Origin of the sequence: Kitasatospora sp. NPDC056731, from assembly GCF_040687675.1 — a bacterium.
Lineage (GTDB): Bacteria > Actinomycetota > Actinomycetes > Streptomycetales > Streptomycetaceae > Kitasatospora.
The window spans coordinates 160137-178519 of sequence record NZ_JBFBNR010000004.1 but is presented as its reverse complement, the minus strand read 5'-3'; the positions used below and the strand labels follow the sequence as shown (position 1 = coordinate 178519).

Below are 18383 nucleotides of genomic sequence, written 5' to 3'. Positions count from 1 at the left end.
TAGCCTCCGCCAGATGAACGTCTCCCTGCTCGGCGGCTGGTTCCCCTGGGCCGTCCAGGCCGTGGCCCTCGCCCTGTTCCTGGCCGCGCTCGGCTGGCGGGACCGGGCCTGGCGGCTGAAGTGGGGCCCGGTCGCCCTCGGGACGGCGCTGCTGCTCACCGCCCTCGCCGCCGTCGGCGTGCTCACGCTCGCCGGGATCACCGACCCGATCCCGTTCGGGGTGTGGCTGTGGGGCGGGGTCGCGGTCGCGGCGGTCAGCGCGCTCGGGTTCGGCTGGCGCGGCGCCCGCTGGTGGCGCCGGGCGCTCGCGCCGCCGGCCGCGCTGCTCGCCCTGTTCTGCGCCGCCAACAGCGTGAACATCGCCACCGGCTACTACCCGACCCTCGACGACGCGATCGGCGAACTGAGCGGGCAGCCGCTGCCGGAGCAGATCACGCTCGCCGAACTCGGCTCCCTGCACGGGAAGACGAAGACCGGCCGCATCGTCCAGGTGGACATCCCGAGCACGGCCAGCGGGTTCACCCACCGCCAGGAGCTCGTCTACCTGCCGCCCGCGTGGTTCCGCAGCCAGAACCGGCCGAAGCTGCCGGCGCTGGAGCTGATCGGCGGCGAGTTCGCCGCGCCCGACAACTGGATCCGCTCCGGCAACGCCGTGAAGACCGCGGACGACTTCGCCGCCAAGCACAACGGCTTCGCGCCGATCCTCGTCTTCGTCGACGCGACCGGCGGCTTCCGGGTCGACACCGAGTGCGTCGACGGCCCGCACGGCAACTCCGAGAGCCACCTGCTCAAGGACGTCCCGCCGTTCGTCCAGAAGACCTTCAACGCCGCCACCGACCCGCACAAGTGGGGCGTGGCCGGCTGGTCCATGGGCGGCACCTGCGCCGTCGACCTCACCGTCGAACACCCCAACGTCTTCACCCACTTCGGCGACTTCTCCGGCGACAAGGGCCCCTCCACCGGCGACAAGGACCACACCGTCCAGGAGCTGTACGGCGGCGACGCGGCCGCCTGGGCCGCCCACGACCCGCTGACCGTCCTCGCCCACCACCCCAAGTACCAGGGCGTCTCCGGCTACTTCGGGCAGGGCGACGAGGAGCACGGCCAGATCGAGTCCGCCAGGGCCCTCAACGACGCCGCCCGGAAGGACGGCATCCGCACCACCACCGCCGTCGGCTCCGGCAAGCACACCTGGCAGACCGGCGCCGCCACCTTCGCCCAGGCCCTCCCCTGGCTCGCCCAGCAGCTCGGCGTCCCCGGCACCCACGCCTGATCCGCCACCGGTCCGGGGGCATGCCGCGCCGGGCCGGTCGCCCGAAGGGAGGGCAGCGGATCCGGTCAGGGGAAAGCCTTGGCATTCAGCCGTCCGCCGCGACCGGCCGCGGGCCCGCACGGGCGGGTCGGCCGGGGCTGCTGCCGACCGGCAGACCCCCGCCCGGCAGGGGGAATCCGCGACCGCGCGCCGTCCCGCCGACCGGTCTGGCGCCGAGGGCCCGCCATACCTTCCGACACGCCCGCACACACGTTCACCACCAACGCCCCCGCAGCGGCCGGGGAAGGCGGCCTACCCGCCGGTATCCCGCTTTGCTCCCGGCGGCCCGGTGGCATAAGTTTCGACCGCCGTCGACGCAGCCGACCCCGACCGCCCCTCGGAACAGAGGAGCGCAGCGGGCCGGCGGCCGGGCGGCAGAACGTACGGGGGAAGGGAACAGCCATGCCGAGTGCCCGCATCCGCGAGGCGACCGGGCAACGGGAACGGGCGGACGGCGCCGCGCACACACGGCCCGGGACCACCGCGGGCCCGGCCCCGGGCCGCTCGGGCCGCTGACCCGGCGCCACGCCCCGACCACCACCACAGAACCACCACAGACGGCCCCGCGCACCGCCGAGGCGGCGCCCGGGGCGGACGGCAGGTCGGCCCGTCCGGCACAGGGGACCGGACGGACCGACCGCCGCACCAGCACGAAAACCAAAGGACCAGAGGGTCAGAGGCCGAGGCTGCTGAGCGCGGTGGTCCAGTCGGTCACGATGGCGCTGCGGGCGTCGTCGAGGCCGACCGTGCCCTTGCAGACCGCGTTCTTCAGCTTGGTCTCGACGCCGTCCTTGCCGGTCGCGGTCTGGCTGCCGTAGCGGGGCTCGGGCCAGAGGTTGCGCGGGTCGCGCGGGGCGCCGCCGAGCTCCAGCGGGACGAAGTGGTCCTCCTCGTAGTCGGACAGGTTGGTGTCCGCGTAGCCGTACTGCGCGATCTGCTGCGCCTTCAGCGCGTTGGTGTAGCTGGTCGGCGGGCGGACGGTGGAGGTCCAGCCGGAGACGCAGATGGTCTGGCCGATGGTGGCCTGGGTGACGTCCGGGTTGTAGGCGCCCGGTGTGCAGGACGGGTCGGGCAGCGGCAGGTAGGCCTGCGAACAACTCGCCACGAGCGGACGGATCTTGACGGGTGAGCCCTTCGCGGGGGCGGCCTGCGCGGTGCCGGCCGCGAGCCCGGCGGCGGCGAGGACGGCCGCCGCGGCGACGACGGTGAGACGCTGACGGAGCATCATGTGGGGAGATCTCCTAGGCCTTGCCCGGCCTCTCGCCGGACGACTGTGCCCATGACAGCACCACCCATGCGGCCACCGTCAGTCCCAGGACGTGAACGACCGGTGATCGCACCTCCACAAACACCGCGGGCGCCCGGCGCGATCCGGGGCGCGGGCTCACGGCGTGCCCGACAGCAGCCGCGCCAGCAGCGCGGCCGGCCCCTCCGGCAGGCTGCCGTGCACCAGTTCGGTGCGGTGCACCAGCCGCGGGGCGGCGATCGGCACGGACGCGACGCCGGGCGCCCCGGCGAGGACGGACGCCGGGAGCAGGCTGAGCCCGTGCCCGGTGGCGACCAGGGCGAGCAGCCCGTGCACGTCGGTGCCCCGGTAGCGGGTGGCGGGGCGGAAGCCGTCGACGCCGGCGGCGGCGCGCAGCCGGGCGGCGGTCGGGGTGAGGTCAGGGGCGTCGAGCCAGCGAGCGGCCGAGAGGTCGGCGAGCGCGACGCCGGTGCGGCCCGCGAGGGGGTGGCCGGCCGGGAGGGCGACGGCGACGGGCTGCTCGTCGACGGCGACGGTGGTGAGCGGGCCGACGTCGGGCAGCGGCAGCGGGTCGCTGGGGGCGGCGAGGCCGTCGATCAGGGCGAGGTCGACCTCGCCGGTGGCGACCTGAGCGGGCAGCGCGTCCTGGGCGAGGACCCGGACGACGAGGTCGGCCGCCGGGTGGGCCCGGCGCACCTCGCCGAGTGCGCGCCCCAGGGTCGCTCCGACTGCCAGCGGGGTGGCACCGAGCACCAGCCGGGCACTCGGGGCGCCGGCCAGGCGTGCGACGTCGGCGCGCGCTGCCTCCAATCGGACCAGCAGGGGCGCCGCGTGCTCCAGCAGCCGTAGGCCGGCCTCGGTCGGACCGACCGGGCGGCGGCTGAGCAGGCCGGTCCCGAGGTCGGCCTCCAGGGCGGCGATCTGCTGGGAGACCGCGGACTGGGTGTAGCCGAGTTCCCGCGCGGCCTCGGAGAAGGAGCCGAGGCGGGTGACGGTGACGAAGGTGCGCAGCTGCTGCGGATCCACGACAGTCATCAACTCTTCTGATCGAGGGGTAAGAAATCATCGTTGGTGCTGATCTCGGGTGCGGGGTCAGGATAGTCCCATGACCTACCTCACCCCGCGGATCGCCCTGGTCGGCGACCGCTCCCCCGCCATCCGCTCGCACGCCCGCATCCCCGGCCTGCTCGACGCCCTCGCCGAGCGCGAGCAGCTCGTCCTGGACGCCTACTGGATCCCCACCGAGGACGCCGGGGCGCCCGGCGCCCTGGACGGTTTCGACGCGATCTGGCTGCTCCCCGGCAGCCCCTACCGCAGCGAGGCGGGCGCGCTGGCCGCCGTCCGGACCGCCCGCGAGCGCGGCATCCCCTTCCTCGGCACCTGCGCCGGGTTCCAGCACGCGGTGCTGGAGTACGCCCGCAACGTCTGCGGCCTCGGCGGGGCCGTCCACGGCGAGGAGCACCCGGAGCGGGACGAGCAGGTGATCGTGCCGCTGGCCTGCTCCCTGGTCGGCCACGAGGGGGCGGTCGCGATCACCCCCGGCACGCTCGCCGAGCGCGTCCTCGGCACCACCCGCACCCTGGAGCGCTACCACTGCGCGTACGGCCTCAACGCCGACTACCTGGACCGACTGCGCGCGCACGGGCTGCGGTTCAGCGGCGCGGACGGCGCGGGCGAGGTGCGCGTCCTGGAACTGCCGGACCACCCGTTCTTCCTCGCCTCGCTGTTCCAGCCGGAGCTGTCCGGCGACGGCACCCGGGCGCACGCCATGATCCGCGCGCTGGCCGGCGCCGCCGTCGCCCACGCGGCGGGCTCGCCGACTGCTGCCGACCGAACCGCCACCACGCCGACCGCCACCGTCCCGGGCACCGACCCGAGCACCACCACTCTGGAGGCCACCGCATGACCGCCACCGAGATCGCCGGAGTCCGGATCCCCGACAGCCGCCTCGCCACCGAGGCCACCGAGCTGGTCCGGGACGCCACCACCGAGCTGCTGTACCACCACTCCCGCCGGGTCTACCTGTTCGGCGCCCTCCAGGGCCGCCGCCGGGGGCTCGACTTCGATCCCGAACTGCTGTACCTGGCCGCGATGTTCCACGATCTCGGCCTGGGCCCCGAGCACCACGCCTCCGGTCGGCGCTTCGAGGTGGACGGCGCCGAGGCCGCCGCCGCTTTCCTGCGCGGGCACGGGGTGGACGAGCGGCGGGTGCGCCTGGTGTGGGAGGCGATCGCCCTGCACACCACGCCCGGCATCCCGGAGTTCCTGGAGCCGGAGATCGCGCTGACCACCGCCGGGGTGGAGCTGGACGTGCTCGGCATCGGGTACGCGGATCTCGCCGCCGCCGACCGGGACGCGGTGGTCGCCGCCCATCCGCGCCCGGACTTCAAGCGCGGCATCCTGCGCGCCTTCCACGACGGCGTCGCGCCCAAGCCGGAGACCGCCTTCGGCAACGTCAAGGCGGACGTCCTCGCCCACTTCGACCCGGACTTCGAGCGGACCGACTTCGCCTCCGTGATCGAGAACTCCGCCTGGCCGGAGTGACCCCGCCCGGCCCAACGCCCAACCCCCACCCCCACTCCCCCCCCACAGGGCACGTCACATCGGCAGCGAGCGCAACCGCACCGGCCCCTCCGGCCACCCGGCGCCCTCCGCCAGCGGCGCCCACATGGTGCGCAGCGGCATCACCGCCAACCGCCCCTCGGGCTGCTCCACCGTCACCTCCTCCGCGACCTCGCGGAATGCGAGCCCCCGGTAGAACGAGGCCAGCGGCGGGCGGCAGAACAGCAGCGCGTGGCGGTGGCCGAGGGTGCGGGCGTGGCCGAGGGCGGCCCGGACCAAGGCCTGCGCGAGGCCGGCGCCGCGCTGGTCGGGGGCGACGGCGACGCCGCCGACGCCGACCGCCGTGAGGTCGGTGCCGCCGACGGTGAGCGGGAGCGGCAGCAGCCCGGTGTGCGCGACGAGCCGGCCGTCGGCGGCCCGGACGCCGAAGTGGATGTCCTTGGGGAGCCAGGTCAGTCCGGTGTAGGCGACGCCGTACGGGTCGTCGCCGGGGCCGAGGATCTCGTCCTGGTCGGCGCGGGTGTACTGCGGCAGCCGGACGACGGTCGGCGGCTCGGGAGAGAAACGATCATCCATCCGACCATGATCCCTTCCGGGGAAGGCGAATTCCAGGCTGTTCCCGGCCACTGCGGCCCGCTCGCCACCCCGGGCCGGACGGGGTGTGCGAGCATGCCCCCATGCGCCAGCCCACCCAGCAGCGGCCCCGACTCCGGCGCCCCACCGGCCGGTTGGACCCCACCCGTCACCAGCACCACCCGTCCACCGACCAGCCCGACGCCACCCACCAGCCCGACGCCGCCCACCACACCGACGCCACCCACCAGCCCCACCCCGCCGACCAGTTGGACTCCGCCCTCGCCGCGGTGCCGCTGCCGGGCCCGCCGCTGCGCCTGCCCGGCCCGGTCGTCGCACTCGGGCCGACCGCCCTGGTGCTGCTGGTGCTCGTCCCGCTCGCCGCGGGCGACCCCGACATCGGGCCGACCACCTCGGCGCCGGTCAACGCGAGCCTGGTGGCGGCCGGCGCGCTCGCCCTCGCCGTCCGCCGTCGCTACCCGGCGGCCGTCGCCGCCGTCACCCTGCTGGGCGGCCAACTCCCGCTCGCCGTCGCCCTCTACGGGCTGGCCACGCGGCGCGGCGCCACCCGGGTGCTGGCCGTCCTGGCCGTGCTGGCCGGGGTGCGCCTGCTCGTCCCCATGGACCTCGGGGACGTCAGCAGCCTCTCCGCCCTCGCCAACCTGGCCGAGGACCCACTGGTCTTCGGCGCCGTCCCGCTCGCGCTCGGCCTCACCGCCCATCAGCGCGCCCGCGCCGTCGCCGCGCTCGCCGAACGCAACCGGCTGCTGGAGGCGGCCCGCCGGTACGCCGAGGAGCGCGCCGCCGCCGCCGAACGCGCCCGGCTCGCCCGGGAGATGCACGACGTCGTCTCCAACCGCGTCTCCCTCATCACCCTGCACGCCGGCGCCTGCCAGGTCGCGGCCGCCGACGACCCGACCGCCGTCCGGGAGACCCTCGGCCTGATCCGCGCCCTCGGCCTCCAGGCCCTCACCGAGCTGCGCGGCCTGCTCGGTGTCCTCACCCCGGCCTCCGACCAGGGCCCCTCACTGCACGGGCTGCCCGCCCTGGTCGAGGAGTCCCGCCAGGCCGGACTCGCCGTCGACCTCACCCTCACCGGCCCCGCCGAAGGACTGCCCACCCCCGGACCGGCCGTGCAGTACGCCACCTACCGGATCGTCCAGGAAGCCCTGACCAACGCCCACAAGCACGCCCCGGCCGCCGAGGTCGCCGTCACCGTCGAGGTCCACCCGGACGGGCTGCGCCTGGACATCGTCAACTCCCCCGCCACGGCGGCCGACCCGGACGGGCCTCAACTGCCCTCCGGCGGCCACGGCCTGGACGGCATGCGCACCCGCGCCGACGACCTCGGCGGCACGCTGCAGGCCGGCCCCACCACCGAGGGCGGCTTCGCCGTCCGGGCCCGCCTGCCGCTGACCGCCGCCTGAACCTCAGGCAGCGGCGACGCGCTTCACCAGCTCCGCCCACACCTCGTCGACCCGGGGCGCGAGCGCCTCCAGCGGCCCGCCGTTGTCGATCACCACGTCGGCGATCGCCAGCCGGTCCGCCCGCGAGGCCTGCGCGGCCATCCGGGCCCGGGCCTCCTCCTCGGCCATCCCGCGCAGCCGCACCAGCCGCTCCACCCGCACGTCGTCGGCCGCGTCGACCACCACGACCAGGTCGTACAGCGGGGCGAGGCCGTTCTCCGCGAGCAGCGGCACGTCGTGCACCACCACCGCGTCGGGCGCGGCCGCGGCCTCCAGTTCGGCGGACCGGGCGCGCACCAGCGGGTGGACGATCGCGTTCAGCGCCTGGAGCCGCGCCGGGTCGGCGAAGACGATCGCGCCGAGGGCCGGGCGGTCGAGCGCGCCGTCCTCGCGCAGCACCTGCGGCCCGAACTCGGCGGCCACGGCTGCCAGACCGTCCGTCCCGGGCGCGACCACCTCGCGGGCGATCACGTCGGAGTCCACGATCACCGCGCCGTGGGCGGCGAGGAGCCGGGACACCTCGCTCTTGCCGGCGCCGATGCCACCCGTCAGTCCGATCTTCAGCATGGCGTCAGGCTACCGGCGCCCGGACCGCCGACGCCATGGACCGGCCACCCGACCCCGCCCCCCGGCGCCGTCAGCCGAGCTCCAGGCTCTCGCCCTCCCCCAGCACGGTCAGCTCCGCGCCGGTGCCCGGCCCGTCGGGCCCGAGCAGCCGGGTGGCGATCATGTGCCCGATCGGGCTGAGCGTCGCCTCGTGCACCGGCACCGCCACGCGCGGGGCCGCCTCCCGGACGTAGTCGACGACCTCACCGGCCTTGCTCCACGGCGCCGCGAGCGGCAGCAGCAGGGTGTCCACCGAGTGCGGCGGCACGGTGAAGGCGTCGCCGGGGTGGAACAGCCGGCCGTCGAAGAGGAAGCCGATGTTCTTCACCTGCGGGATGTCCCGGTGGATGACCGCGTGCCATTCGCCGTGCACGCTCACCCCGACCCCGCCGACCTCGAAGGCGTCGCCCTCGCCGACCACGGCGACGCGCTGCGCCACGCCGTCCAGTTGGGCGGCCACCGCGCTGTTGGTCCACACCCGCAGGGCCGGGTCGGCCTCCAGGGCGGCGCGCAGCCGGGCCTCCTCGAAGTGGTCCATGTGCTCGTGGGTGATCAGGACGGCGTCGGCCCCGGTCAGCGCGGCGGGGTCGGTGAACGCCCCGGGGTCGACGACGACGGTCGTCCCGTCGTGCTCCAGGCGTACGCAGGCGTGTCCGAACTTGGTGATCCTCATGCGGCCGACCATACAGCAGGACTGCACAGTTTTGCTGTGGAGATTCCCGGTAGGCTTCTCCCATGAACAGTCCGGCTCCCGAAACCCTCGAACTCGCCGCCGAGCTGCGCGCCGCCATCGGCGACCTGGTCCGCTCCCTGCGCCCGGGCGACGAGCTGCCGCAGAACCAGGCCGGTGTCCTCGGCCTCCTCGTCCGCGACGAACGCGCCTGCACCGTCGCCGAACTCGCCGAGCACCAGCGCGTCCGCCACCAGTCGATGGCCCGCACCGTCGCCTTGCTGATTGAGGCCGGGCTCGTCACCCAACAGCCCCACCCCACCGACGGCCGGAAACTGCTGGTCACCGCGACCGGAGCGGGCCGCGCCGCCCTGCTGGAGCAGCGCGCCCGCCGGGAGCAGCGGATCGCCACCGCCATCGAGGCCCGCCTCACCCCCGAGGAGCGGCTGGCCCTGAGGGCGGGCGTCGACCTACTGCGCCGACTGCGCTGAACCCACCAGGTCCCTGGCCTCCGGCCGCGGGGCCGGGACGGCCGTCGCGCCGAGGGCCGCCTCGCCCACGGCCACCTCGCCGACAGCCGCCTCGCCGACGGTCGGCAGTTCGACGTGCTCGCTCAGCCCGAAGCGCCGGTGCAGGCGCCGCAGCGGGGCGGGCGCCCACCAGTTGAACTCGCCGAACAGGCTCATCGCGGCGGGCACCAGCAGGCAGCGCACCAGGGTGGCGTCCACCGCGACGGCGACGGCCAGCGCGATGCCCATCTGCTTGACCATGAGCATGTCCCCGAGGGCGAACCCGGCGAACACGATCACCATCAGCAGCGCCGCCGAGGTGATGATCCGGCCACTGCGCTGGACCCCGAGCTCCACCGCCCGGGTGCAGCTGTGCCCCTTGTCCCGCAGTTCCTTGATCCGGGCGAGCAGGAACACCTCGTAGTCCATGGACAGCCCGAACGCGAAGGCGAAGACCAGCACCGGGATGAAGGTCTCCAGCCCGCCGGTGGGGCTGAAGCCGAGCAGCCCGCTGAAGTACCCCTCCTGGAACACCAGGGTGAGCGCGCCGAGCGAGGCGCCCAGCGACAGCAGGTTCATCAGCAGCGCCTTGACCGGCATGACCACCGAGCCGGTCATCAGGAAGAGCAGCACCAGCGTGCCGACCGCGACCAGTCCGAGCGCCCAGGGGCCCCGCGACATCAGCTCGTCCTTGAAGTCGACGACCGAGGCCGCGCCGCCGGTGACGTAGGTCTTCAGCCCGCCGCGGTCGGCCCGCAGTTCCTGGACGACCTGCTTGGCCTGGTGGCCCTGCGGGTCGCCGTGGACGAGCACGTCGACGGTGGACACCGAGTCGCTCACCGGGTTCACCGCCCGCACCCCGGCGACCCCGGGCAGCTTGGCGACGACGTCGTCCGCGTACGCCTGAGCGACGGGCGCGCCGCCCTCGACGACGACGGTGATCGGCGCGGCCGCGGCCTGCGGGAAGCGCTGGTCGACGGCGTCGGCGACCTGCCGCCCGGCCGAGGAGGCGGGCAGCACGGCGGCGCCGGAGTTGCGCATGTCGGCGTGCAGGAAGGGCGCGCCGGCGGCCATCAGCAGGGCGACGCAGGCGAGCGCGACCGGCACCGCCCGCTTGCCGACCCGGCGGACGGTCCGGCTGAAGAAGCCCTCGTCGGGGACGGGCGCGGCGGGCGCCTTGATCCGGGAGCCGGCGAAGCCGAGCAGCGCGGGGATCAGGGTCAGCGCGGCGGCGACCGCGATCACGACCACGCTCACCCCGGCGGCGGCGACCGCGCCGAGCACCGGGCTGGTGAAGACGAACAGGCCGGAGAGCGCGACGGCGACGGTGAGGCCGGAGAAGGCTACGGTGCGCCCGGCGGTCGCGGCGGTGCGTTCGACGGCGGCGGCGATGCCCGCGCCGTGCCCGCGTTCCTCCCGGAAGCGGTTCACCATGAGCAGCGCGTAGTCGATCGAGAGTCCGAGCCCGAGCACGGTGGCGATCGGCAGCACGCTGGTGTCGATGTCCATGATCCGGCTGAAACCGAACATGGCCAGCAGGGCGCCGCCCACCGAGGCGACCGCGCCGATCACCGGCAGGCTGGCCGCGGCGAGGCCGCCGAAGACCAGCACCATGACGACCAGGGTGAGCGGCAGGGTCACCATCTCGCCGAAGCGGGTGTCCTGTTCGGTCTGCTTCTTGACCTCGTCCTGGAGCACCAGGTCCCCGCCGACGGTGACGTGGGCACCGGCCTCGCCGTTCAGGGCGGCGAGGCGCTGGGTGACGGCGTCGGTCTGGGCGGAGGTGCTGGTGTCGGCCATCCGTACGGTGACCAGGCTCGCGGTGCCGTCGGCGGAGCGCAGTGCGGCGGGTGCCGGGCCGGTGCCGTAGGCGTCGAGCGCGGAGGAGACGCCGGGGAGGGCGGTGAGGTCGGCGGTGGCCTTGGTGACGGCGGCCCGTACGGCCGGGTCGTCGACCGGTTTCCCGTCCACGACGGCGGTGACGGTGCCGCGGGCCGGGTCGGTCGCGGCGACCACCGCGCTGCCCCGGTCGGCTTCGGCAGTGGCGGAGGAGGCGCCGGCCACCGTTCCTTCGAAGACCCGGCCGCCGATCAGGACGCCCACGACCAGGACGACGGCCCAGAGGCCGAGCACCCAGCGGCGGTGGCGGAAGCAGAACCGGCCGAGGGCGGCGAGCCGCCCGGGGACCGCGGGGTCGCCGGCAGCGGTGGGAGCGTTGCGCATGAAGGAGGCCTTTCGGGCAGCTCCCCTCAATGTAGGTGCAACCCGGTGTTCGACCTATAGACGGACAATGAGCCACATCTCACATAATTACTTCACATAAACCACAAATAAGTGAAGGCGAAAAACGAAAGAACGTGAAGCAAAAGGCCCCGGCCAAAGGCGGAAAACGAAATGGGCCCCACCCGGATTTCTCCGGGTGGGGCCCACCGTTCAGCTATGCGCCAGGTACTGGCAGCGGGTCAGAGCTTCAGCTCTGGCCGCCCGCCAGCTTCTCGCGCAGGGCCGCCAGGGCCTCGTCCGAGGCGAGAGCGCCGGAGCCCTCGTCGCTGCTGGACGAGTAGGAGCCACCGGCAGCGGCGGCGACAGCGTCGCCACCCTCGGCAGCGGCCTCGGCGTCGGCCTCACGGCTCTTGATGACCTGGGCCTGGTGCTGCTCGAAGCGGGACTGCGCCTCGGCGTACTGGCGCTCCCACTCCTCACGCTGCTTCTCGAAGCCGGCCAGCCAGTCGTTCGCCTCGGGGTCGAAGCCCTCCGGGTAGATGTAGTTGCCCTGGTCGTCGTACGAGGCAGCCATGCCGTACAGGGTCGGGTCGAACTCGACCTCGGCCGGGTTGGCACCCAGCGCCTCGTTGGCCTGCTTGAGCGACAGGCTGATGCGACGACGCTCGAGGTCGATGTCGATGACCTTGACGAAGATCTCGTCGCCGACCTGGACGACCTGCTCCGGGATCTCCACGTGGCGCTCGGCCAGCTCGGAGATGTGGACCAGACCCTCGATGCCCTCGTCCACGCGGACGAACGCACCGAACGGAACCAGCTTGGTGACCTTACCCGGAACGACCTGGCCGATCTGGTGGGTACGGGCGAACTGCTGCCACGGGTCCTCCTGGGTCGCCTTCAGCGACAGGGAGACGCGCTCGCGGTCCATGTCAACGTCGAGAACCTCGACGGTGACCTCCTGGCCGACCTCGACAACCTCGGACGGGTGGTCGATGTGCTTCCAGGACAGCTCGGAGACGTGCACCAGGCCGTCGACGCCACCCAGGTCCACGAAGGCACCGAAGTTGACGATCGAGGAGACGACGCCGGAGCGCACCTGGCCCTTCTGGAGGGTGGTGAGGAAGGTCTGGCGGACCTCGCTCTGGGTCTGCTCCAGCCAGGCACGGCGGGACAGGACCACGTTGTTGCGGTTCTTGTCCAGCTCGATGATCTTGGCCTCGAGCTCCTTGCCCACGTAGGGCTGGAGGTCGCGGACGCGGCGCATCTCGACGAGCGAGGCCGGCAGGAAGCCACGGAGGCCGATGTCGAGGATGAGACCACCCTTGACAACCTCGATGACGGTACCGGTGACGATGCCGTCCTCTTCCTTGATCTTCTCGATCGTGCCCCAGGCACGCTCGTACTGAGCGCGCTTCTTGGACAGGATGAGACGACCCTCCTTGTCCTCCTTCTGGAGAACAAGGGCCTCGATGTTGTCACCGACGGCGACGACCTCGTGCGGGTCGACGTCGTGCTTGATCGAGAGCTCGCGGGACGGGATGACGCCCTCGGTCTTGTAACCGATGTCGAGGAGGACCTCGTCACGGTCGACCTTCACGATGACGCCCTCGACGATGTCGCCATCGTTGAAGTACTTGATGGTCTCGTCGATGGCGGCGAGGAACGCCTCGGCGTCGCCGATGTCGTTGACCGCGACCTGCGGGGTGGTGCTGAGGGAGGAGTCGGTGGGGCTCGTCATTAGGAAAAGGGCTCCGGTACGGACATGAAAGTCGTAGGTAATGCCACGCGGAGGGCCCGTTATCGCTCCCACCGAAAGCCGGACAGCCAAGAACACGGCGCACCGGCATTCCCGCACAGCGAGAAATCCGGCGTCCGTCTTGCGACCGTGGGGTCTTCGACAGATGCGAGCGCGACCTGCTCCGTCTGAGGCGCGCAGGCCCGCAGCGCAACTTGTAGCATACGGGGACGGCCAGGCACGGTCAACGCCAAGAGCGGCAAGACGGTGGAGCCCGGTATGGATCAGGCCATATCCTCCGATTGCGCACCTTGCGGTGGCGCCCGAAGGGGGCCCTTCCCCGGATGCCACCACCAGGATCGGGTCCTTGACGGGCTCGGTCTCGGCAGCGGCGCTTCCGCACTCCACACCCTACGCGATGGGCATTATCACCGTGGCCACCACCCCCCAGTCCGACCTGCATGATCTTGACGGCGACGGCGACGACGCGGTACGGCGCGCGGCCGGCACCGGGGAGAGCAGCCTGGCCAGCCGGCACTGGTGGGACCGCAACGCCGACGAGTACCAGGACGAGCACGGGGAGTTCCTCGGCGACGACCGCTTCACCTGGTGCCCCGAAGGCCTCGACGAGGCCGACGCCCACCTGCTCGGCGAGGTCGCGGACAAGGACGTGCTGGAGATCGGCGCCGGCGCCGCCCAGTGCTCGCGCTGGCTGGCCGGCCGCGGCGCCCGCCCCGTCGCCCTGGACATCTCCCACCGCCAACTCCAGCACTCCCGCCGGATCGACCTCGGCCGCGGCGCCACCCCCGTCGCCGTCGTCCAGGCCGACGCCGCCGTCCTGCCCTTCGCCGACGCCTCCTTCGACCTCGCCTGCTCCGCCTACGGCGCCGTCCCGTTCAGCGCCGACACCTCCGCCCTGATGCGCGAGGTGCACCGGGTGCTGCGCCCCGGCGGCCGCTGGGTGTTCTCCGTCACCCACCCGATCCGCTGGGCCTTCCCCGACGAGCCCGGCGTCGAGGGCCTCACCGCCGCCTCCTCCTACTTCGACCGCACCCCCTACGTCGAGGAGGACGAGCAGGGGCGCGCCAGCTACGTCGAACACCACCGCACCATCGGCGACCGGGTCCGCGAACTCGTCGGCGCCGGCTTCCGGTTGACCGACCTGGTCGAGCCCGAGTGGCCGGCCGGCCTGGAGCAGGAGTGGGGCGGCTGGTCCCCGCTGCGCGGGCGGCTGATCCCCGGCACCGCGATCTTCGTCGCCGAACGGGGCTGACGCCTTGCCGAACCCCGCCTTGCCGAATGGGGCTGACGCCTTGCCGAACCCCGGCTCGCTGAACCCCGCCTGGCGCGAACTGCCCGTCCGCAGCGCCCTGCCCGCCCTGCACGACGCGCTGGACGGGCCCGGCACCGCCGTCCTCGCCGCCCCGCCCGGCACCGGCAAGACGACCCTGGTGCCGCTCGCGCTCGCCGGGCTGCTCGATCCCGGGCGTCCGACGCTCCGCGTGCTGGTCGCCGAACCGCGCCGGCTCGCCGTCCGGGCCGCCGCCCGGCGGATGGCCTGGCTGCTCGGCGAGGCGGTCGGCGGGCGGGTCGGCTACACCGTGCGCGGGGACCGTCGCGTCGGCCCGGAGACGGTGGTCGAGGTGGTCACCACCGGCGTGCTGCTGCAACGGCTCCAGCGCGACCAGGAGTTGCCCGGCGTCGACGTGGTCGTCCTCGACGAGTGCCACGAACGGCACCTGGACGCCGACACCGCGCTCGCCTTCCTCCTCGACGTCCGGGCGGCACTGCGGCCCGAACTGCGGCTGGTCTGCGCCTCGGCCACCTCCGACACCGAGGCCTGGGCCGAACTCCTCGGCGGCGCGCCGGTGGTGGAGGCGCACGGAATCTCCCACCCGGTCGAGACGGTGTGGGCGCCGCCGCCGCGCGCCGTCCGGCCCGCCCACGGCACCCGGGTCGACGCGGCGCTGCTCGACCACGTCGCCGCCACCGTCCGGCGGGCCCTCGCCGAACAGGAGGGCGACGTGCTCTGCTTCCTGCCCGGCGTCGGCGAGATCGCCCGCGTCGCCGGACAGCTGTCCACCGTGGCGGCGGACGTCCTGCAACTCCACGGCCGCGCCCCGCAGGCCGTCCAGGACGCCGCCCTCACCCCCTCGGACGGCCGCCGCGTCGTGCTCGCCACCGCCGTCGCCGAATCCTCGCTCACCGTGCCCGGCGTGCGGATCGTCGTCGACGCCGGGCTCGCCCGCGAACCGCGCACCGACCACGCCCGGGGCCTCGCCGGCCTGGTCACCGTCCGCGCCTCCCTCGCCGCCGCCCGCCAGCGCGCCGGCCGGGCCGGGCGCGAAGCCCCCGGCACCGTCTACCGCTGCTGGAACGAGGCCGAGGACGCCCTCGCCGCCCGCTTCCCCACCCCCGAGATCGCCCTCGCCGATCTCACCACGTTCGCTCTCCAGGCCGCCTGCTGGGGCGACCCGGACGCCACCGGCCTCGCCCTGCCCGACGCCCCGCCCGCCGGGGCGATGGCCGCCGCCCGGCAGACCCTCCAGGCCCTCGGCGCCGTCGACACCGACGGCCGGGCCACCCCGCGCGGCGTCCGCCTGGCCCGCACCGGGCTGCACCCCCGGCTGGGCCGCGCGCTCGTCGACGGGGCCCCTGCCGTCGGCGCCCGTCGAGCGGCCGAGGTGGTCGCGCTGCTCTCCGAGGAACCGCCGCGCGCCCTCGGCGACGACCTCGGCGCGGTCTGGCGGACGGTCCGCTCCGCCAGCGACCCCTACGCCGGACGCTGGCGCGAGGAAGTCCGCCGCCTCCTGCGCGCCGCCGGCTCCGAACCCGCCACTCAACTACCCGACACCACCGCCGCCGGCCTCGTCGTCGCCCTCGCCTTCCCCGAACGCATCGCCCGCGCCCGAGTCGAACGCCCCGCCCCCGGCGAGCGCAGCCCGTACCTGATGGCCTCCGGGACGGCCGCCGAACTCGCGCCCGGTACCGCCCTCGGCGCACTGCCGTGGCTCGCCATCGCAGCCGCCGACCGCCCGGCCGGCTCGCACTCCGCCCGCATCCTGCACGCTGCGGCACTGGACGAGGACACCGCCCGGCTCGCCGGTGCCTCGCTGCTCGAATCCCGCGAGGAAGTCCACTGGGACACCCGCCGCGACGAGGTCGTCTCCCGCCGGGTCGAGTCGCTGGGCGCGATCGAACTCGCCGAGAAGCCGCTCAACCGCCCCGACCGGGCCCTCGTCCGGACGGCCATCCTCGAAGGCCTGGCCCGCGAGGGCGTTTCCGCCCTCCTCACCTGGCCCTCCCCCGGCCTGCGCGAACGCCTCGCCTTCCTCTACTCCGCCATCGGCGCCCCCTGGCCGGACGTCTCCGACGCCGCGCTGCTGGAACGCGCCGAGGAGTGGCTGGAGCCCGAACTCTCCCGCGCCCGTCGCCGCGCCGACCTCGCCCGCATCGACACCACGACGGCGTTGCAGCGCCTGCTCCCCTGGGCCACCGGCGAGGCGGGCCGCCTGGACGAGCTGGCCCCCGAACGCATCACCGTGCCGTCCGGCTCGAAGATACGAGTCGACTACAGCACCGAACGCCCGGTGCTGGCCGTCAAGTTGCAGGAACTCTTCGGCTGGACGGCGACCCCCACTCTGGCCGCCGGCCGCGTCCCCCTCACCATCCACCTACTCTCCCCCGCCGGTCGCCCCGCCGCCGTCACCGGAGACCTCGCGTCCTTCTGGCACAACGGCTACCGCGCCGTCCGCGCAGAGCTGAGAGGCCGCTACCCCCGCCACCCCTGGCCCGAGGACCCGTCAACGGCAGAGCCCACCCGCCGCCTCAACCCGCGGAATTGACACTCCTCATCGGGGCCGCCGCTGTCACCCTTCGCGCCGATCGCCCGTCGGTCACCACGCTTCGACTCCGCCCTTCCAGTAGATGTCGGCGTGCCGATTCGACGCGTCGATCACGGTCCGGCGTAGCCGTCCGCCACCCGGTCGCCGGACTCCACCCAGTCCTGCACCGGGTCCGTCATGCGATGGAGCTTCTGCTGGGCCTGCGGGTCGCGGAGCACTGGCAGGCTGACCGACGGGACCGGCCCGTCCTGCCCGTCCGGCGCGGCATCGGCGGCGACGAGGGCGGAGGCGGTCACGGCGGACAGGGCCAGGGACAGCAAAAGACGGGAGCGGCGCATACGCGGTCCTTCGACGGGGCTGGCGGGCCGACACCCAGCGTAGGGACCGATCCACGTCTCTCGCCTGGTCAGAAGGCGCGTTTCGGGTGGCGGCAGGCGCACGCGGCAGGCGACGCGCCCCCGTCAATGAATCACCGCTCCGGGAAGTCACCGGCCTGAACGGAGGAGAGGAAGGACGTCCAGGCCGAGGCGGGGAAAACGAGGACCGACCCGTCCGGGTCCTTGGAGTCACGCACCGGGATGCCGGCTGGAAGAGATCCGAGGGCCACCTCGACGCACTCGCCCCCGTGATCCGCGCTGTAGCTGCTCTTCCGCCACCCGGTCACGCTGGGCTCGCTGCTCGTCATATCGATACCTCTCCATCGCGTCGGCGATCAGTGCACGAGAGTCGCCCACCGAGAGTACATCGCCACGCAGAAAGTCAAGATCACCACGATGCTCAACGACGATTGACGGCGCATCAGTGAAGTGTCCTCGATACAGGCTCTCCGAGTAGACCCACTCCTTCCCATCCGGCATCTGCAGTAGAAACACAGACGTAGCAGGAAGCCGCGTGCTCGGGAGATCGAACGGCGCCACCTGAATGCTGATGTTCGGCCGCTCACCCAGAGCGAGAAGATGCTCCATCTGCTTCCGCATCACACCGGGGCCGCCATAGACACTACGGATGGCGCTCTCGTGGAGAACCACGAGCAACATCGGCCCATCAGAGGCCAGGAATCGGTCCTGCCTGCTCAGCCGAGCCGCGACTCGCTCAGCCACCAGCTCCGGGTTGTCTCGGACACCTCCGCTCGAGAAGACCGCATACGCGTACTCCTCGCACTGCAACAGGCCGTTGATTCGGTAGTACTGAAACACGCGAATCGCCACAGCCTCCTCTTCCAGCTCCACATACTTCTGGAACCAGTCCGGGTGCTCGATGTCCGCGTGCCAGTCCACCCGCTCCCACAGTCGAACCAGCAGGCCCCCCATGGCAAGTGCGGCGTCAGCTCTCTGCACCGTATCCCGATCCATCGGCCTCTTGCCGCCCTCCCACCGAGTGATCACCGTCCGGTGGCAGTGCAAGAGCCTACCCAAGTCTTCCTGCGTGTAGCCGGCCTGCTCCCGTGCGAAACGGAGCGCTTCGCCGAACATCACCGCCGGGCTCGACGTGAGCCCGCTCTCCAGTCGCCGATGTGCCATCGCAATCCCCCTCAGGTGCCGCAGTTCCCCACACGCCGATTTGGTCGCCACCGTAACTCCAGCACCCCGATGATTGACACCTGAGAGCGATCTTTCGCGTGCACAGCGTCACATCG

Annotated in this window: 17 protein-coding genes; 7 read left to right on the top strand and 10 right to left on the bottom strand. The window is 73.3% G+C overall.

Annotation, left to right across the window (positions count from 1 at the left end; genetic code table 11):
* The first annotated feature begins 13 nt into the window (after window positions 1–13).
* Window positions 14–1273, top strand: a complete 1260-nt coding sequence (locus AB0R04_RS06275; protein ID WP_363368633.1) for an alpha/beta hydrolase-fold protein — start codon at window positions 14–16, stop codon at window positions 1271–1273.
* A 712-nt stretch (window positions 1274–1985) separates the two neighbouring features.
* Here the strand turns inward: AB0R04_RS06275 and AB0R04_RS06270 are convergent.
* Window positions 1986–2540, bottom strand: coding sequence for a hypothetical protein (locus AB0R04_RS06270; RefSeq protein ID WP_363368631.1), 555 nt, complete (start codon window positions 2538–2540; stop codon window positions 1986–1988).
* Window positions 2541–2696: 156 nt separating this feature from the next.
* Window positions 2697–3584, bottom strand: a complete 888-nt coding sequence (locus tag AB0R04_RS06265; protein ID WP_363368777.1) for a LysR family transcriptional regulator — start codon at window positions 3582–3584, stop codon at window positions 2697–2699.
* A 79-nt stretch (window positions 3585–3663) separates the two neighbouring features.
* Here AB0R04_RS06265 and AB0R04_RS06260 point away from each other — a divergent pair, with 79 nt between their 5' ends.
* Together AB0R04_RS06260 and AB0R04_RS06255 are read left to right on the top strand one after the other, a co-directional pair.
* Window positions 3664–4464, top strand: coding sequence for a hypothetical protein (locus tag AB0R04_RS06260; protein WP_363368629.1), 801 nt, complete (start codon window positions 3664–3666; stop codon window positions 4462–4464).
* Window positions 4461–5102 carry an HD domain-containing protein gene (locus AB0R04_RS06255; RefSeq protein ID WP_363368627.1) on the top strand — a complete coding sequence of 214 codons (642 nt, stop codon included), beginning with the start codon at window positions 4461–4463 and terminating at the stop codon, window positions 5100–5102. The genes AB0R04_RS06260 and AB0R04_RS06255 overlap by 4 nt, the downstream gene beginning before the upstream one ends.
* A 54-nt stretch (window positions 5103–5156) precedes the next feature.
* On the opposite strand, the gene AB0R04_RS06250 is transcribed toward AB0R04_RS06255, so the two are convergent.
* Window positions 5157–5696 carry a GNAT family N-acetyltransferase gene (locus AB0R04_RS06250; RefSeq protein ID WP_363368625.1) on the bottom strand — a complete coding sequence of 180 codons (540 nt, stop codon included), beginning with the start codon at window positions 5694–5696 and terminating at the stop codon, window positions 5157–5159.
* 101 nt (window positions 5697–5797) lie between these two features.
* Here AB0R04_RS06250 and AB0R04_RS06245 point away from each other — a divergent pair, with 101 nt between their 5' ends.
* On the top strand, window positions 5798–7120 hold the full coding sequence (locus AB0R04_RS06245; protein WP_363368623.1) for a histidine kinase: 1323 nt from the start codon (window positions 5798–5800) through the stop codon (window positions 7118–7120).
* Between the two features lie 3 nt (window positions 7121–7123).
* Here the strand turns inward: AB0R04_RS06245 and coaE are convergent, their stop codons facing one another.
* Together coaE and AB0R04_RS06235 are read right to left on the bottom strand one after the other, a co-directional pair.
* Complete coding sequence (coaE, locus tag AB0R04_RS06240) at window positions 7124–7726, bottom strand: dephospho-CoA kinase (RefSeq protein WP_063347131.1); 603 nt, start codon at window positions 7724–7726, stop codon at window positions 7124–7126.
* Window positions 7727–7796: 70 nt separating this feature from the next.
* The gene (locus tag AB0R04_RS06235; RefSeq protein WP_363368621.1) at window positions 7797–8438 is read right to left on the bottom strand and encodes an MBL fold metallo-hydrolase; all 642 of its coding nucleotides are present in this window, start codon (window positions 8436–8438) and stop codon (window positions 7797–7799) included.
* Between the two features lie 62 nt (window positions 8439–8500).
* Here AB0R04_RS06235 and AB0R04_RS06230 point away from each other — a divergent pair, with 62 nt between their 5' ends.
* Window positions 8501–8926 carry a MarR family transcriptional regulator gene (locus AB0R04_RS06230; RefSeq protein WP_363368619.1) on the top strand — a complete coding sequence of 142 codons (426 nt, stop codon included), beginning with the start codon at window positions 8501–8503 and terminating at the stop codon, window positions 8924–8926.
* On the opposite strand, the gene AB0R04_RS06225 is transcribed toward AB0R04_RS06230, so the two are convergent.
* Together AB0R04_RS06225 and rpsA are read right to left on the bottom strand one after the other, a co-directional pair.
* Window positions 8906–11167, bottom strand: a complete 2262-nt coding sequence (locus tag AB0R04_RS06225) for an MMPL family transporter (RefSeq protein ID WP_363368617.1) — start codon at window positions 11165–11167, stop codon at window positions 8906–8908. The genes AB0R04_RS06230 and AB0R04_RS06225 overlap by 21 nt on opposite strands.
* 247 nt (window positions 11168–11414) lie before the next feature.
* Window positions 11415–12905 (bottom strand): 30S ribosomal protein S1, encoded by a 1491-nt coding sequence (gene rpsA / locus AB0R04_RS06220; protein ID WP_063347134.1) that lies wholly within the window; start codon window positions 12903–12905, stop codon window positions 11415–11417.
* Window positions 12906–13320: 415 nt separating this feature from the next.
* Between rpsA and AB0R04_RS06215 the strand changes: the two genes are divergently transcribed.
* Both AB0R04_RS06215 and hrpB read left to right on the top strand, forming a co-directional pair.
* Window positions 13321–14175 (top strand): class I SAM-dependent methyltransferase, encoded by an 855-nt coding sequence (locus AB0R04_RS06215; RefSeq protein ID WP_363368615.1) that lies wholly within the window; start codon window positions 13321–13323, stop codon window positions 14173–14175.
* A gap of 40 nt (window positions 14176–14215) precedes the next feature.
* Window positions 14216–16747 (top strand): ATP-dependent helicase HrpB, encoded by a 2532-nt coding sequence (gene hrpB / locus AB0R04_RS06210; protein WP_363368613.1) that lies wholly within the window; start codon window positions 14216–14218, stop codon window positions 16745–16747.
* 110 nt (window positions 16748–16857) lie between these two features.
* Here the strand turns inward: hrpB and AB0R04_RS06205 are convergent, their stop codons facing one another.
* From AB0R04_RS06205 to AB0R04_RS06195, 3 genes are all read right to left on the bottom strand, one after another.
* Window positions 16858–17085, bottom strand: a complete 228-nt coding sequence (locus AB0R04_RS06205) for a hypothetical protein (protein ID WP_363368611.1) — start codon at window positions 17083–17085, stop codon at window positions 16858–16860.
* Window positions 17086–17216: 131 nt separating this feature from the next.
* Window positions 17217–17354 (bottom strand): DUF397 domain-containing protein, encoded by a 138-nt coding sequence (locus tag AB0R04_RS06200; protein ID WP_363368609.1) that lies wholly within the window; start codon window positions 17352–17354, stop codon window positions 17217–17219.
* Window positions 17314–18318, bottom strand: coding sequence for a Scr1 family TA system antitoxin-like transcriptional regulator (locus tag AB0R04_RS06195; protein ID WP_363368608.1), 1005 nt, complete (start codon window positions 18316–18318; stop codon window positions 17314–17316). Before AB0R04_RS06195 ends, AB0R04_RS06200 begins: the two co-directional genes overlap by 41 nt.
* Window positions 18319–18383 lie beyond the last annotated feature (65 nt).